Genomic DNA, 15,357 nt, shown 5'->3' with positions numbered 1-15,357 from the left:
TGAACGATTGGCTGTCGAAAGACGTTGATATTATTGCATATGATCGTTACGCAGGCTCAGAAAGCAAAGCCATGCCAGCGGATGCTCGGTGCGGATGCACTCGGTTGCCTTGGCGAACAGCAGTTCACCGGCGTCTTCACGAAGGCTGATACCATCGCGTGATCCGCGACCGTATCGGCTGGGATTACGGGTTGATTGCTGAAGGGTGATCTGGACAGGTGGATACCTCTGATAATCGGATGGTTGTCGTTCTGCGCTCAAATTGATCCACCTTTGCGGTTCGACGAGAACTACTTCCACAGCGAGTAACCTTGTAAAGTCACTCCCCTGAGTTGCATTGGCCGGTTTAGCGCGAAGTGGAGAAATGCTGCCGAAATTTAACATCCTCTTCTATGTGAGTTAAGTAAGCGCTCAGCGGGCACCCACTTGAGCTGGTCGGGACAACAGAGTTTCATCCTCTCAAGGTGTTGCAGGGCGTCTCTTCGATTTCGACGCCATTTGCCGTCTACGTCTTCACATCGACGCGTTTTCGTTCTACCTATGTTCGCGAGATTATTGGAAGGAAAGCGGCGAACGCTATGTTGATCTACCGTCGAACCAGCCTGCTCGAGTCCTCCGCCCAGACACTGGTCAACACGGTGAATTGCGTTGGAGTCATGGGTAAAGGAATCGCAAAGGAGTTCCGGAACCGCGAGCCGCAGATGTATGCGGCATATCGCAGGATCTGCGAGCAAAAGCTCCTTCGGCCAGGAAAGCTGTGGCTTTGGAAAGGATCGACCCAATGGGTACTGAACTTTCCGACGAAGGATCATTGGCGCAATCCGTCGAAACTCGAATGGATCGAGCAGGGCCTTCAGAAGTTCGTGAGTGGATTCTCCGAGCTCGGTATCCGAGAGATCTCGTTTCCGCGTCTGGGTTGCGGCAATGGAGGGCTTAACTGGGATAACGTGCGGCCGGTCATGGAGCACTATCTAGCCCCCCTGAAAATCCAGATCTTCGTTCACGACTTCGATAAGAAGATCGGCTTGCCTGAACACCTGGAGCACATACCATCTGCTTTGGCAAGTCAGATCGATACGGCACCCTCGTACACCGAGTTTCTGTCGATGCTCCCGCGTGCCATCGAGCTCGCCGGACCGAATTTCATCGACCTGAGCTCGCACGAACGGCTCAGCGCTGAATATGACGGGACCGAACTCCGGCTATCGACGCGGGATGTCGAGTGGGCGTTCGACGCCGAAGACCTCTGGGGCATCTGGGTTTCCCTCCAGAGAGGCTTTCTCACACAAGAGAAGGCCGGGTGGGCGGCCTTCGAAAGCGGGAGCGCGCTGATATCGCTTCTCTCACTGCTACCATTCGTCCGCCTCATCGAAATACAGCGCTTTGGCGACGCGGCATCCGAGCTGGCACTTGAACTGGCCCAGCCGGCAACGAGCATTGCCCCAGCCGATGCGAGGTCAACCGAACAGATGACTCTGCAATGGCACTGAGCGGTGCTTTTGTAGACAGCCATATCACCGCTTGGTCGGCAACTCTGGCGGCGAGCTACCGACCCTATCGTGGTCGGTGGCCGGCAAGGCTTTTTCATCATGCGCCAATCGAAAACGCGGTGGCAATTCTGCGAGACGGGAATCTCCGGTCGAGAAACGACGCCCAGAATGTACGGGTGAGGGATGTCGCCGGCGTCGGCGTGATCGACGCACGCAACCATGCACACGAGTTCGGTCGGATCTATTTCCGGCCGCGTACTCCGACGCAATGGCATATCGAGGGCATCCGTAAGCATGGCGAGTGCGCCCATGGCGAGAACGCCCATGCCCCCATCCTGATCATGTTCGTTTTCGACGCTCGGAGCGTCCTTCTTCAAGATGGTGTGTGCTTCAGCGACCGAAACATGCAGCTCGCGTCTGCTTCCGTGGGTGATACCGAAGCCTATTTCTCGTCGATACCCTTCGACAAGGTCTATCATGAAGGCGATATCGCAGGTGATCGTTCGATCATTGATCACCGCTGTGCGGAGGTTTTGGTGGCTTCGCCGATGCCATTGGCTCAAACCTTGCAGTGGATTTACTGCAGGACAGATGCAGAGGCATCGACGCTCCTCCATATGCTCGGACCTGACGCCAACGGTTGGCGTGACCGCGTGCTGGTATCTGATGACCTGCTCGTATTCGACAAGCGTTTCGTTTACGTCGAAAAAGTCGCGATTGCGCGTGATGGCGTCATTGCGCAGTTGAGCCCTCGCCAGGATTACGCACCCATCGATATCCATGTCGAAGTTTGGTCGTCTGACGGGGTAAAGCGCGTCGATTACCGAAATCTCGCAAGCCCAGCGCGACCACCCCTGCCGTCAACGAGCTGGCGGTTTCCTGCGCAGCTTCAAGATGGCAATTACCTGGTGAAAATTCATCTCGAAAGTCATCTTGGCTTCGCGTCGTTTATGGACGTCGGCAATAACATTTTCCTCTGACGACTATCGAGTGAAGGACGATGACTTGAGCTGGCCCGGCGTAGGGCGGTGATATTTTTCAATAGCTTAGCTAGTTGGACTAGGGGCCGGCGGTTCTTATCCTCTTCACGTGAACCGATCCGATTTTTTAGGCTGTGGGTTGTCGTCTTTAACAGTGACGTCGCGGCCAAGCGCGGGCCGCATGCTTCGCCCCATTGCCGTCGTTCACAATGCCCGGCTTCGTACCCGGAACCAGACTTAGCGGAACTCTCAAGCGCAAATCAACCAATGCGTGGGCAGGATGGACTCGCCAGCATTCAACGTGTATCGACCCAGGTCAACCTGGGGAAGTTAAGATGCCCGGATTGGATAGAAGGATCATCGCGCAATTTGACCACGAGAGCGTCATCGCTCACGTGAAGGCGGACATTCGCAGCGACTTCATCCTGGCCCCCCACTACAACGCGATCTTCAGCCACGCTGGCGAAGAGCTGTGGGAGCAGGTCAAGCAGCAACTGCGCGCGGGGACTTACCAGCCCGAACTGCCTATCACCATGAGCGTGCCGAAGGAGCGCTTTTTCACGCGACCCGGAAGCATCCTCAGGCCCGCCGACCGCTTCATGTACCAAGCTCTCGTTGACAATGCCATGCAGCAGCTGGAAGGGGGCCAGGACCGCAGCCGTTCATTCAGCCACGTTCCGTCGGAAGAGGAAGGACAGATGTTCGTTCCCAACCACCAATCTTGGGAACGATTCCAGGAGCGGGTCGCCGAAATCTGCGGGGATAGCGATTTCATACTGAAGGCGGATATCTCGAACTACTTCGAGCGGCTGCCGCAGCACCCTCGTGAATCTGATGTCGGCGGCCGGCTGCGCTCCGGAGTTTGTAAGCCTGCTGGAAGAAATGATGCTGGCGTTTCGCGAGCGAAACTCGTTCGGCATCGTCCAGGGTGTGTATCCTTCCGACGCGCTCGGCAACTTCTTCCTCTCCGACTTCGACGCTTACTGCGAGCTCGCCGAGATTATGTCGGCGCGCTACGTAGACGACATCTACATGGGTTTCGCGTCCGAAGCGGAGGCCCGCCAGGGCCTCGCTGAACTTATCGAAACGCTGCGCAAAGACGGCCTGCACCTCAACGAATACAAGTCCAAGATCATGCCAGCCCACGAGGTCATCCAGGAAGAGACTGCGATCGACCGGCTGTTCGACGAAATCCGCGAGGAAATCGAGGATGATGACACCTACAATCGCGCCAGCCCGTACGGCTTTGAGGTCGAGTGGGAAGACGAGGAAGACGAGGCAGAAGCAGGCAACGACGACGAGGATCAGCTTGAGAACGCTGCCGTCGAGCGTCTGATGGACAACATCGGCGACTACGCCAACCAGGAGGACCAAATCGAGAAGTTCTGCCTTCCCATCCTGCGCTCTGCCCAATCAGAAAGCGCCGTCGAGCACGTGCTCGGAAAGCTGAAGGACAAGCCGCACCAGACACGGCTGTACTTTTCCTACATTTCCACGTTCGTCCGGACGAGCCAGGATGTAGTCGGCGCGTTGGAAGAACTGGTGGCGGACGACACCGTGTCCGACTACCAGCGGATGTTCCTTCTGGCCGCGCTTGTCAGGGCAAGGAATGTCAGCCGCCCGACGGTGAATACGGCCCTTCAGTGGCTCCAGAACCGCAGGGTCGCGAAGGAGACACGCGCTATGGCTGCCATTTTCGCCGCGAAGCACGGCGTGGCGCAGCAAAAGCGGACGGTGCGCACCTCTTACGAGGACGAGCCCTCCGACTACGTGCGCAGCGCGATACTGTTTTCAGCGAAATACCTCACCGCGGTGGAGCGCAAGACTTGCAAGCGGGCCTGGGGCGGGCACACCCCGATTAACACGCTGATCGCTCAGACCATCTGACGAAAGAAGCCGAGAGCATAGCGCAACATGCGAAGCGGGTGGATGTATGCTCTTTTGAATCGTCTCTGGCGAGTCGACAGTCCGCTTTCGGCCCCCAATCGGTCATTCATCGAGCCAAAATCCGCCACCGAAGAATTTCAGATACATAGTTCTCGTAACGACGTGGTTGTTAGTTCGATTCCGTTCAAGGCGGCCATAGGTGGGCGAACGTTGTAATCCTGGTCAGGTTCGCTTCGGCTTTCGTCCTGCTCGCAGTGGTTTTGACCTTGCCCCCAGGTTTTATCCAGCTTTGAGTTCGCTCCAGCGGTTTGTGAGGTGCTCCCCGATTTTGGGCCAGCGGGAGCTGGAATTTCCGGGATTATTGGCTCAGCTCGGCGGGGGTGCCGAGGAGCCGTTCATAAGCGAAATCGGCACTTTGTTGCCGATCGCTATAGCGCGGGGATCAGGATGAGACGTCTCATCCTGATCCCCGCATTATGACGGACTGTCCGATTCGTCGGTCGGAGTGGCCGCCTGGATTATCGAAAACTTCCGATCGTGGAGCGATTGCGATGGCAACCATCGTCCCTACCGGGACCCCTTGAAAAGCTTCGGGCTGCCGGACAGCTGCGCGTACAGCTTGGCGAGACTTCTTCTCCCTCAACATTTCCGGCGAGACTGTATCCGAAAAGGGGCGCGATTATCTTACGAAAGGTGGGCGGATCGATCGTTAGTATGCAGATCCGCAACGAGAACATAAGCTTCGTGGGACAGTCGTGATGATCCCTGCCAAGAGCGCGAAGAGGAGACCTCGCGTATCCACACGAATAGTCACCGACCCTTTCGCGAAGAACAGACCAGTACGAAGCAAGCTGCTGTGGGGCCAACGCTCTAACTGCCGTCGGCGAACGCGTCCCTAGAAGGACCGTAGCCGAATGACGTTGTCCAGTGATTGAATGTTGGTCGTATGGGCGGCGCCAAGAGCGGCGGCTTTGCTGCGCCGCACTTCCGGCGCTGAGCAGGGCGGCAGATAGTTCGCCCATCCCGGAGTTCCCTGTGGCAGGGCAGGGGTATACTCCCAGCGTTTACCAACTTTTACGCCCTTGAAAGAGTCCCTGATGCAGATCGGCAGAAACGTGAACGATACCTGGTTCAATGCTTGTCGCTTGTGATTGAACAGTCCCTCTCCGGAATTTGGTCCCACAAAGTGTGTCAGCTCCCAATTGGGGCCACCACTTATGGAAGTGGTGGTGGTGAAGTCGATGACGGCATGGATTTGACCGACAGTGTATTCCCCTCCGACCCCTGCGTCAGGCGCGACGCCCGAGTTCGACGCGTTCCTTGGCCAGACCGAGAGGTCGTTCATCTTGGATGCGACGATCCCCATTTGAAGATTGTCTTTAATCCCCAGTGGCCCGGATAGTTCTGCCCCCCTTCCACATGGCAATGTTGGGGGGGTCGCAGTGCTCTGCTCCCGTGCCGTCCCTTTGACTAGACGTTCGAAGTCGACTGAATGGTATGTGGTATTAGCACGATGGCCCTTTTCGCTGACGCTCGCATCCAGACCGATCGTCAAAGGACGAGCCGCAGAGCCAAGACCGGGGAAGGATAACGAGGGGCTACTGCCCGTTGTCTGCTCAGCGTCGACCATAAGCTGAACCTCGCCGACATATTCGATAGCTCGAAAGATGTTCTGGAGATTAAAGACCCGCCATGGCTCCGGTGGCTTGTGATCTTCCTTCTTCAACGGGATGTCGGTTTCGAACTGAGGCATAGGTTCCTTATCGTTAGCGGCCGTCCAAAGCTCGCACTTGAGGTTCGCCATGGTTGAAGCGATCCGCATGATTGGTGCGCCGTATGTTTTGTCGCTGACAGCCAAATCGAAGGGAGGGGCCGCAGTGCACCCAGCCAACAATCCTGCCGTCGTTATAATCGCAAGAAGTCTAAACATCGTCCCCTCCGTAAAAGTACGAAGAATGCGAAGCATTTGATCGGAATGCAACCTGCAATATACAGGTTGCGACTAATTACTTGTGATTACTCAATCGCAAGCAACAGCCAGTCCATTGAAAACACTTACACTACTGTCATTCTCTCGCCTCCAAGAAATTGTATTTGACAAATATTGAATGGGACGCCCGGCGTTCCTTACATTATTATGGGTAGGCATACGCGCTGGGGTGCGGCGCAATGAAAACGCACCGCTTGGTGGGAGATCCCAAATGGCATCTAACGTTCCCAGTGCTCAGATTAACAAGAAGGCAATGTTCATCGACCCGGCGTTCCGGATGTTTGCCAGGGGGTGGGGGTACGCTAAACAGATATTCATCGATCCCGATTTTCGAAGCCGGGTCTTTCACGCGGCTTTTTTTTCGAGCCGGTTTAGCCGCCGTAAACTCGCAACAATCGCGGGAGTTCTCGTGATTGTTGGCGGAGCTGCAGGAAATTTCAACGACATCGTCGAGGCAGGTTCCACGGTGTGGCAGACAACGCGCAGCGTTCTGGATCCTGGTTCGGCACAGCAAGAGAAAGCGGCAGTTGCTCACCAACAGAAGATCGACTTCGAAGAGAAAATGTCCAGTGACATGTTCGAGGATGTGAAACGCTTGCAGTCCATCGTTACCGAGAAAACCAAGGCCGCTCAGATCGCGCCCACGAACACAGAGTCGCCGCGTACCGGTCGAGCCCTGGCTCCGAGAAGGAGCTGATAACACAACGCCAGGAGAAGATTGCCGCTCTCTTGCAATCTGACCCGGCAACCGCAAGCGCTGCAAACCAATTGTTGGACCTGATGGATAAGGCGGCCGCGTGCGGACCTGACAAGTGCGACCTCGACACCTGGACAACCGACTACGCAAAACAGTCTTGCCAAGTTGACCGAACTCTCGCGCTCTGGATTGTCAAAATGCGCGAAGCTGACCCGTCATTTGTACCTTCCTTCACAAAGAGAGCTGGCACGCTCGATTGCGACACCTTACTGTATAAGGCCGCCGCGCCGGGTGCCTAATAGATATCTAGAGAAGTTCTGAAGGCACGATCCTATGACAGTCGCTGACGATCAGTCGTAAGCGCGATTTTCCATGCACATTGACGTTGGCGGCATCTCCGAACGGGCTCTTTTTGCGAAGCGATATCCGGCTCTATCAGTCGGCGGAGGGTTTGGAGAAGTTGAACGGCAGCAGGTTGCCGATGTCGTCGGCTTCTTTGCGCTGAGGCAACTCAGTGAGCACGTGGCGCAGCCAGGAGAGCGGATCGACGCCGCAGGCTCGGCAAGTTAGCATCAGGCTGTAGATCACGGCGCTTGCCCTGGCTCCGTCGGCGGTATCGCTGAACAGCCAAGATTTTCTTCCGGTCGCAAAAACTCTGATGTCGCGTTCCAGAATGTTGTTATCGATCGGCATCATGCCGTCGCTGGTGTAGCGCGTCAGATAATCCCATTGGTTCAGGGTGTAGGACACGGCATCGCCTAGCTTGGTATCCGGTACGACCTTTGGCGCGATATTGTCGAGCCATGACTTGAGTGCGGCCAGGACAGGCAAGCTATGCTGTTGCCGGAAACGGCGAACGCAATCGGCCTGCGTTTCACCGGTGTTGGGCTTGCTCTCTCGTGCCTGCTTTTCGATCCGATAGAGCTGCTCGAAGAAGCGGAGCGCCTGCTCCGGCGGTCCGCCTCCATTCTTCCTGGTTTTGAGAGCCTCGACAAAGCGCCGCCGTGAATGAGCCATGCATCCGACATGGGTTGCGCCATGCAATGTGCGCCAGGCTGTATAGCCATCGCTCACCAATATGCCGCGGTAGTCGCCGAGAAAGGTCTGCGGGTGGACCTGACCGCGGCCCGGTTGATAATCGAGAAGCACGATTGGCTCGTCACTGTCCTCGCTGCTGCGGTATGCCCACATGTAAGACGTGCTGGTGGCTTCCTTGTTCTTTTCTTTCAGGACTTGAACGGTCGTCTCATCGCCATGAACAAGAGGCTGCGATCGAAGCCGCAGCTTCAGAGCGTCATAAATACGATGCAGGTGCTTCTCACTCGAGCCAATCACCCAGTGAGCGAGAGCACCTCGGCTGATCGGAACGCCGGCACGCTCGAATGTCTGAGCCACGCGGTAGAGCGGCGTTCCATCGACGTATTTGTGGACGAGCGCGAAAGCCAGTGTCGAGGCGGTGGCAATGCTGCCCGGCAATGGTTGCGGCGGCATCGATGCGATAACGACAGGCGTGTTGATCCCGGTACGGTCGCAATGGCGGCAGGCGTACTTGAACCGCACATTCTGCAGGACCTTTGCCTTGACCTCGATATGGAGCTGCTCGGTAACGGCCTCGCCCATGCGATGCATTTGGCTGTTGCAGCATGGACAGGCCTTCTGATCGTGGGGAAGGTCGTATTCGACACGCTCGCGCGGCAGGTCTTCTGGTAGAGGTCTGCGGCCCCGCTTTTTACCCACGGCGCCATCGACTGCTGGCAGGCCTGTATCCGGGAGATCGGCAACGCCGTCGCCATAATCACGATCACTCTCGTCCGCGGCTTCTTCGGCTTCGTTGAAGAGGCGGTCAATGTGCTTTTCGCTGCGCGGCGCAAATCGATGCAGCCTTGCGAGCGCCAGTTCTTCTTCCAGCTTGACGACCCGTCGCGAGAGCGCTTCCTTCTCAGCTTTGAGCGCAGCGATTTCGGCGGCATTTGCCGCCAACTGCGCCATCAGTGTTGGTTTCCACGCGGAACTGAGCCGGTTTTTCCACCGAGAAGTGAGCCACCTCTGAGTATGGTTTTCTGATCAGGGTTTGGTCAAGGGATTGGTTTTTTCTCCTTTCCTCTGTGCTGCGGCAGCCGAGCTGGCTTTGAATCGGAAGCTGTCGTTGCCGGTTTCCAGGATATGACAACGATGGGTCAGGCGGTCGAGCAGAGCGGTCGTCATCTTGGCGTCCCCAAAGACGGTGGCCCACTCGCTGAAGCTGAGGTTGGTGGTAATGATGACGCTGGTGCGTTCATAAAGCTTGCTCAGCAGATGGAAGAGCAGCGCTCCGCCTGAGGCACTGAACGGAAGGTATCCGAGTTCATCGAGGATCAGCAGATCGAGGCGAACCAGCGTCTCAGCGATCTGGCCCGCCTTGCCTTTGGCCTTCTCCTGCTCGAGCGCATTGACCAATTCTATGGTCGAGAAGAAGCGAACTTTTCGGCGATGATGCTCAATCGCCTGGACTGCGAGGGCGGTCGCGACATGTGTTTTTCCTGTGCCCGGTCCGCCGACAAGCACAATATTATGCGCTCCGTCCATGAACTCGCATCGGTGCAACTGGCGCACCGTCGCTTCGTTGATCTCGCTGGCGGCGAAGTCGAACCCGGAGATGTCCTTGTAGGCTGGGAAGCGAGCAGCCTTCATGTGATAGGCGATGGAACGGACCTCGCGCTCGGCCATCTCGGCCTTCAGCAACTGGGACAGGATCGGCACGGCCGCATCGAAAGCCGGGGCTCCTTGCTCGATCAGGTCAGTGACAGCCTGGGCCATGCCATACATCTTCAGGCTACGCAGCATGATGACGACTGCGGCGCTGGCAGGATCATGACGCATGGCGACCTCCGATCCGGACGCGCAGACCATCGTAGCGCTCGACATTGGCCTTGGGTTCGTGAAGCAAGGTCAACGCGTGTGGCGTATCGATATCGGGGCCATCGGTCGTCTTGCCGTCGATCAGCCGATGCAGCAGGTTCAGCACATGCGTCTTCGTCGCTACGCCCGCATCCAGAGCCAGTTCCACAGCCCTGACGACGACCTGTTCGTCGTGATGAAGAACGAGAGCAAGGATATCGACCATCTCACGATCACCGCCAGGGCGGCGAAGCATCTGGTCCTGCAGCCGTCGAAAGGCCAACGGCAATTCCAGGAAGGGCGCACCATTGCGCAGGGCACCAGGTTTGCGTTGGATGACCGCAAGGTAATGCCGCCAGTCGTAAATCGTTCGCGGCGGTTTGTCGTGACTCCTCTCAATAACCCGCGCATGCTCGCATAGGATATTGCCCTCGGCCGCAACGACCAGCCGCTCCGGATAAATCCGCAGGCTGACGGGCCGGTTAGCAAACGACGCGGGCACGCTGTAGCGGTTCCGCTCGAAGGTAATCAGGCAAGTCGGCGAGACGCGCTTGCTCTGTTCGACAAAGCCATCGAAAGCGGCAGGTAATGCCATCAGAGCAGCCTGCTCGGCGACCCAGATGTCCGCAATCGTGCCGGGCAAAGTGCCGTGCTGGGTCTCGCGCCACAGGTCTTGGCAATGCTGTTCCAGCCATGCGTTCAACGCCAATAAATCCGGGAAGTCCGGCATCTGTTGCCACAGCCGCGGTCGGGCATCCTGGACGTTTTTCTCGACCTGACCCTTCTCCCAACCCGCGGCGGGATTGCAGAACTCAGGCGCAAAGACGTAGTGGTTCGTCATTGCCAGGAAACGGATATTGACCTGTCGCTCCTTGCCGCGGCCAACACGGTCGACTGCAGTCTTCATGTTATCGTAGATGCCGCGACTAGGCACACCGCCGAACACGCGGAAGCCGTGCCAATGAGCGTCAAAGAGCATCTCGTGGGTTTGCAGCAGGTAGGCCCTGATCAGAAAAGCTCGGCTGTGCGATAGCTTGATGTGGGCGACCTGAAGCTTCGTGCGTTCGCCGCCGATCACGGCATAGTCCTCACTCCAATCAAATTGGAATGCCTCGCCAGCGCGGAAAGACAGCGGAACGAATATGCCGCGGCCCGATATCTGCTGCTCAATCCGCCACTCACGGGCGAAGGCGGCGACCCGGCCGTAGGACCCGGTAAAGCCCAGAGCCATCAGATCGGCATGAAGTTGCTTCAGCGTTCGGCGCTGCTTGCGTGACCTCCCGGCCTCGGTCTTCAGCCAGCCAGCGAGTTTGTCGGCGAACGGATCAAGCTTGCTTGGTCGTTCCGGTACCGTGAACTTCGGCTCGATCGTGCCGGCGCTCAAATACTTCGCGATCGTATTGCGCGACAATCCGGTTCGTCGGCTGATCTCGCGGATCGACTGCTTCTCCCGAAGCGCCATCCGACGGATGATATTTAAAAGTCCCATGTGGATCACTCCGTTGCCCCCGTCGCTCACCGCGTTGGGGGAAGGTTCACATGGCTCAATTCTCAATGGAAATTATGCGCCTAACCGGCTCAGTTCTGCGTGGAAACCAACAGCCGGAGTTTTTTTGTCGTCATTTCACCGATGATGTCTGCAAAACGCTGGCATCTGTTTTCGACACCGAACCACCGTTTCCAGTGTGGAAAATTGAGCTTTTGTACATTGGTCGTGCCGCGATCAGCCTCCATCCGGATCAGCCCTTCGAGATCGAAAGACTTGCCCTTGGCCTGGAGCTTCTCACCTTTGGCTTTGGCGGCCTTCTCAAGTGTGAAGCGCGAAGAGGGCAGTCCCCAGCGGGCGTGGACGAGCTGCTTTTTCTCGTCGGCGGTTTTGCGGACAATCGGCCCCATCTGATCGGGGTTCATCTGGTAGGCCGGCACCAGATCGATCAGGCTTTCGGCGTCCTGGGCCCATCTCGCGACCCAGTCCTTGTCTTCTATGCGATAAGGATTGCACATGCCAGCTATTTACTCCGCCCCGCTCTGATGGACGACAATCTAGCGTATGGCTCCGATTTCGCTAGTCGAGCTGGAAGACGTCGGCATTGTCCTGTCGTTCTCGCAAGCCTGGTAGGGCGGATGGCGAAGCTTACCGTCCGTCGTCCAGGCGCGAAACTCGATCTCGGCAATCAGGGTCGGCTCAACCCAGACAATATCGGCACTGCCGGAATAGGGCAGGGGCGGCTGCTTCCGCTTCCAGCGTAACTTATCCAGCATCTTGCGCAGTCGGATGGGCATGCCAATCGCCGCGCCGATTGCCCCCTTGACTGGCAATAAAGCGTCTTTAGCAGCTCCGTTTTCGGTCCCATGATGCGAATTGCGTCGTCTGCGACCTAGAGGCGCTGTGCCAGACCATCGCGGGCAAGAGGGCAAAAGAAAATGTTTCTATGTTTGCAAAATTCTCGACTTCCTTTCGCGTCTAAGCCTGACATTTGCGACAGCGTAGATGTCACGACGCCGGCAGTCTCATCAGAAGTTTCAGCGGCTCGGAAACAAGCGTGGGATCAATGGATCCCTCCCGCAGGGCCCGCAGGATCTCGAAGTGAGAGGGGATTTCGTTGAGGACTTCTTCGGGCAAGGCGATCGCCACAGCGTCGAAGGGTACCGCCTTTGCGGCCTCTTTCGAGCGACGCTTTCGGCCAGCTTTACCAAGCCCCTCATCGGAACGCAGATCTCGTGGCTGCGCCTTGATTTCGAACGATCGTTTCACTGGTTCCAGGTTGAAAGCGTCAAAGACAACGAGCTCTGGGTTCCGGGCCTTCAAAAGTTCCGCAGCCTCCTCAAAGGAGCACGTTTCATCGGCGCGCAAGAAAACCATGCCGTGACACGACAGAAGCGTGATCCGTGACCGCGAAAACGGGCTGGCGCCGAGGACGTCCGACGTCGCAAAAACTGCGCCGCCGATCAGACAATCACTCAACTCAAGGTCCGAGCCGTCGGCAAGCCAGCGATCGCAGGACTGAAAATAGCAGCTCGATTTCTCGAACCGGACGCGGCGCGTCGCCAGCTGAACATCGCCATCAACAATGACGTGGCCACATTGGATAAAGCTGACATCGCCGAGCGACGAATTACTCCGCAGCCGGATCTTGCATTCGACAAAGCTGCTCATATCTATCGAAACGTTGCGCCCACCCAGGATGAGAGACGACTGGGACAGCTCCAGACCTTCGGCAGCAAATCCATTGCAATCGGCGACAACTGTACTCTTTTTGAGGACGACAGAACGCAGCTCGCCATGGTCGAAAGCCACGTTGTTGAGTTTCCAGTCTGCTCCCTTTACCTTCGTAAAGGCGCATCTGCGTAGCTGCACCCCGTTGAAGTGGACCTGGTCGACATTGATCTTCGAGAGTTCAGCACCGATAATATCAGTATCGATCAAGTTGACGTGCCGCAACAGGACGCCTGATACAAAGGCCAGCTTCTGAAGGCCCGCTCCTGCGGTCTTGCCGGCCCTCAACTTCTGGCGGAGAAAGTCTGCAAAATCGTTCTGGTCCCGCACGAAGCTGCTCAGAAAATACAGGATTTCCCGATCATTCAGAGCGTTCAGTATGTCGAAAAACTGCTCCGGATTGTCGGTTGCGGTAATCATCATGGATTGGGCAAAGAAGAACTCGTAGAATGAGCGGTGGGTAAACGAGATTGTTCCGTCGTCGACAAACCGAACGAACGAGCAGGTTCGAATGTCAGTGATCGCGCCATCGATATCGATCCGCCCCGACTGGCGATTTCTCGACCCTGGCTTGATCACCCCGGCGACGCAGGTTGCAAGTTCATCGATCGAGAGGACGATCTCGCCTTTCTCCTTCATGCGCTGTGCCATGGCGCGGCACGCATCGAGCCGCTGCTCCAGCTTCAGGTACTGGCCAAGCTCTCCTTTGCTCTCGTCCCGTTGTGCCGCCATCTGCGTGTAGATGTCATACAATGTCGCGGCACCAACCTTTTCCGTCCCGCGTATATCGATCGCTCCCTTGATCGTCGTCTTCAGAATCATATCAAGCAGGAGCGGCCGCCGCATCAGATCTTCGAGATCATAGATCTCGCAGAGCAGCCCATAAAAGTCATCGACCGTCATATTCAGCAGTGTGCGGATCTCGTCGGCCCGGACCCTTATCGCTTGCAGGATGGTGGCGGGATCGAGCTGTGAGATGGTCACGACATTGGCGCTGCTTGGCTGTCTCAGAGGCGCAATCGCCCCGCCGGACAAAACCTCTTCCAGTTTGGCCCGGTCGATTCCGCTTTTCGGTAAATGTTTCAGGGTCGGCTGGTTGTCCAGGTGGTTCCGGGCGAGTTTGTAGACCTCCGCGATAGACTCGAAGAATGTGGGACGGCTTGTCAGGATGCAGGCCGACGGGGAGCGTATGATGGGCGAGAGGATCGCCAGATAGCGGGCACGGTCTTCGACCGTCGCACCGGTGAATATTTCATCGAACCCGTCGAGAAAAACGATTAGCCGCCCCACGGTAAGCTCCGCCTCCCAGATCGCGCGGGGAGGGGTGATGTATTGATGGTCGCGAAGCGCCGCCTCCACGAAACTCCAGAGCCCATCATGCTGACGCAGCGACTTTAGCCGCAACATGACGGGAAAGGGTGCCGTGTCATTCTTCAGCTTGTTTTGAGCCGCCTCGTAGAAGGCTCGATCGACGATAGTCGTTTTGCCCGAGCCAAAATCTCCGACGATAACCAACATGGAGCTGTGTGTTCTCGCCCACTGCAGGCAATGTTCGGAGATATCGTCGACCTCGATTGTCTCGATGCGCCCTGCCAACGGATAATATTGCTCGAAGATGCGATTGGTCTGATAGTCCCTGCTGACGCGCAACAAGGATTCGGAGCTGTTGAAAAGGTCCTTTTCGAGCGCGTCGATATGCACAGCTCGAATGATGTCGGTCGGAAGAGATATTTTCGCCTCCCGAGTGATCTTCGCGTCGGTGATCAAGATCGCCGAATTGATGATGCGGGCGTTGAGTAGATCCTCGGCGGCACCCTTGAAATTCCTGACGTCATTGACGCCAAGCGGTTTTCCTCGAACCTTAGCCTCGACCATGATCGAAACGTGACCGATCCCGCCCACATATTTGCGGGCCATGATGTCGACCTGATGCCCGAGGATCAGATGGTCGCGGCTTATGCTATAGCCGAGTGCCTCGTAATATCGGACCACTCGCAGTTCAAAGGCGTCACCCTTCACAGTCGATGCACGCCCTCTTGCAGCCAATTGCTTTTTCGGTGGCATCTGATTCCCCCTGCCGCTCGTCGAGTTCTAGCGGATCGGCCGTCGGGCCGTAAAGGTCCTCCTCCTCGCCGATCCGCTGCTGGGCGATGGCAGCAATTTCCGCTCGAAAGCGGACGGGGTGCTTCAGAACGATCGCCTCATAGCTATCTTGGCCA

9 protein-coding genes and 2 pseudogenes are annotated in these 15,357 nt (G+C 56.9%); 4 read left to right on the top strand and 7 right to left on the bottom strand.

Annotation, left to right across the window (positions count from 1 at the left end; genetic code table 11):
- Positions 1 to 578: 578 nt before the first annotated feature.
- The 3 genes from CO657_RS31320 (at position 579) to CO657_RS31310 (ending at position 4,357) form a co-directional block, all read left to right on the top strand.
- Positions 579 to 1,490, top strand: a complete 912-nt coding sequence (locus CO657_RS31320; RefSeq protein WP_054186271.1) for a macro domain-containing protein — start codon at positions 579 to 581, stop codon at positions 1,488 to 1,490.
- The gene (locus tag CO657_RS31315) at positions 1,481 to 2,470 is read left to right on the top strand and encodes a DarT ssDNA thymidine ADP-ribosyltransferase family protein (protein ID WP_082366424.1); all 990 of its coding nucleotides are present in this window, start codon (positions 1,481 to 1,483) and stop codon (positions 2,468 to 2,470) included. Before CO657_RS31320 ends, CO657_RS31315 begins: the two co-directional genes overlap by 10 nt.
- Before the next feature lie 834 nt (positions 2,471 to 3,304).
- Positions 3,305 to 4,357 carry an RNA-directed DNA polymerase gene (locus CO657_RS31310; RefSeq protein WP_245293110.1) on the top strand — a complete coding sequence of 351 codons (1,053 nt, stop codon included), beginning with the start codon at positions 3,305 to 3,307 and terminating at the stop codon, positions 4,355 to 4,357.
- A gap of 895 nt (positions 4,358 to 5,252) precedes the next feature.
- On the opposite strand, the gene CO657_RS31300 is transcribed toward CO657_RS31310, so the two are convergent.
- Positions 5,253 to 6,287, bottom strand: a complete 1,035-nt coding sequence (locus tag CO657_RS31300) for a hypothetical protein (RefSeq protein WP_054186275.1) — start codon at positions 6,285 to 6,287, stop codon at positions 5,253 to 5,255.
- A gap of 271 nt (positions 6,288 to 6,558) precedes the next feature.
- Here CO657_RS31300 and CO657_RS31295 point away from each other — a divergent pair, with 271 nt between their 5' ends.
- Complete coding sequence (locus CO657_RS31295; RefSeq protein ID WP_054186276.1) at positions 6,559 to 7,044, top strand: hypothetical protein; 486 nt, start codon at positions 6,559 to 6,561, stop codon at positions 7,042 to 7,044.
- A gap of 435 nt (positions 7,045 to 7,479) precedes the next feature.
- On the opposite strand, the gene tnpC is transcribed toward CO657_RS31295, so the two are convergent.
- The 6 genes and pseudogenes from tnpC to CO657_RS31265 all read right to left on the bottom strand — a co-directional run bounded on the left by tnpC (position 7,480) and on the right by CO657_RS31265 (position 15,202).
- Positions 7,480 to 9,033, bottom strand: coding sequence for an IS66 family transposase (tnpC, locus tag CO657_RS31290; protein WP_063856487.1), 1,554 nt, complete (start codon positions 9,031 to 9,033; stop codon positions 7,480 to 7,482).
- Between the two features lie 75 nt (positions 9,034 to 9,108).
- Positions 9,109 to 9,903, bottom strand: a complete 795-nt coding sequence (istB, locus tag CO657_RS31285; protein ID WP_054186382.1) for an IS21-like element helper ATPase IstB — start codon at positions 9,901 to 9,903, stop codon at positions 9,109 to 9,111.
- Positions 9,893 to 11,410, bottom strand: a complete 1,518-nt coding sequence (gene istA, locus CO657_RS31280) for an IS21 family transposase (RefSeq protein ID WP_128715576.1) — start codon at positions 11,408 to 11,410, stop codon at positions 9,893 to 9,895. Before istA ends, istB begins: the two co-directional genes overlap by 11 nt.
- A gap of 161 nt (positions 11,411 to 11,571) precedes the next feature.
- Positions 11,572 to 11,925: pseudogene (locus tag CO657_RS31275) on the bottom strand (SOS response-associated peptidase family protein); the annotation flags it as partial.
- A gap of 61 nt (positions 11,926 to 11,986) precedes the next feature.
- Positions 11,987 to 12,195: pseudogene (locus CO657_RS31270) on the bottom strand (ATP dependent DNA ligase); the annotation flags it as partial.
- A gap of 220 nt (positions 12,196 to 12,415) precedes the next feature.
- A complete protein-coding gene (locus CO657_RS31265; RefSeq protein WP_082366437.1) occupies positions 12,416 to 15,202 on the bottom strand; it encodes an NACHT domain-containing protein in 2,787 nt (928 codons plus the stop codon).
- Positions 15,203 to 15,357: the final 155 nt, after the last annotated feature.

The organism is Rhizobium acidisoli, assembly GCF_002531755.2.
Lineage (GTDB): Bacteria > Pseudomonadota > Alphaproteobacteria > Rhizobiales > Rhizobiaceae > Rhizobium > Rhizobium acidisoli.
The sequence above is the reverse complement of the archived record's forward strand: the minus strand, read 5'-3'. Positions and strand labels throughout refer to the sequence as shown.

What these genes read in the sequence shown, in the direction of transcription:
- CO657_RS31320 (WP_054186271.1), top strand. Translation starts at nt 579, where the DNA reads ATGTTGATCTACCGTCGAACCAGCCTGCTCGAGTCCTCCGCCCAGACA.
- CO657_RS31315 (WP_082366424.1), top strand. Translation starts at nt 1,481, where the DNA reads ATGGCACTGAGCGGTGCTTTTGTAGACAGCCATATCACCGCTTGGTCG.
- CO657_RS31310 (WP_245293110.1), top strand. Translation starts at nt 3,305, where the DNA reads ATGTCGGCGGCCGGCTGCGCTCCGGAGTTTGTAAGCCTGCTGGAAGAA.
- CO657_RS31300 (WP_054186275.1), bottom strand. Translation starts at nt 6,287, where the DNA reads ATGTTTAGACTTCTTGCGATTATAACGACGGCAGGATTGTTGGCTGGG.
- CO657_RS31295 (WP_054186276.1), top strand. Translation starts at nt 6,559, where the DNA reads ATGGCATCTAACGTTCCCAGTGCTCAGATTAACAAGAAGGCAATGTTC.
- tnpC (WP_063856487.1), bottom strand. Translation starts at nt 9,033, where the DNA reads ATGGCGCAGTTGGCGGCAAATGCCGCCGAAATCGCTGCGCTCAAAGCT.
- istB (WP_054186382.1), bottom strand. Translation starts at nt 9,903, where the DNA reads ATGCGTCATGATCCTGCCAGCGCCGCAGTCGTCATCATGCTGCGTAGC.
- istA (WP_128715576.1), bottom strand. Translation starts at nt 11,410, where the DNA reads ATGGGACTTTTAAATATCATCCGTCGGATGGCGCTTCGGGAGAAGCAG.
- CO657_RS31265 (WP_082366437.1), bottom strand. Translation starts at nt 15,202, where the DNA reads ATGCCACCGAAAAAGCAATTGGCTGCAAGAGGGCGTGCATCGACTGTG.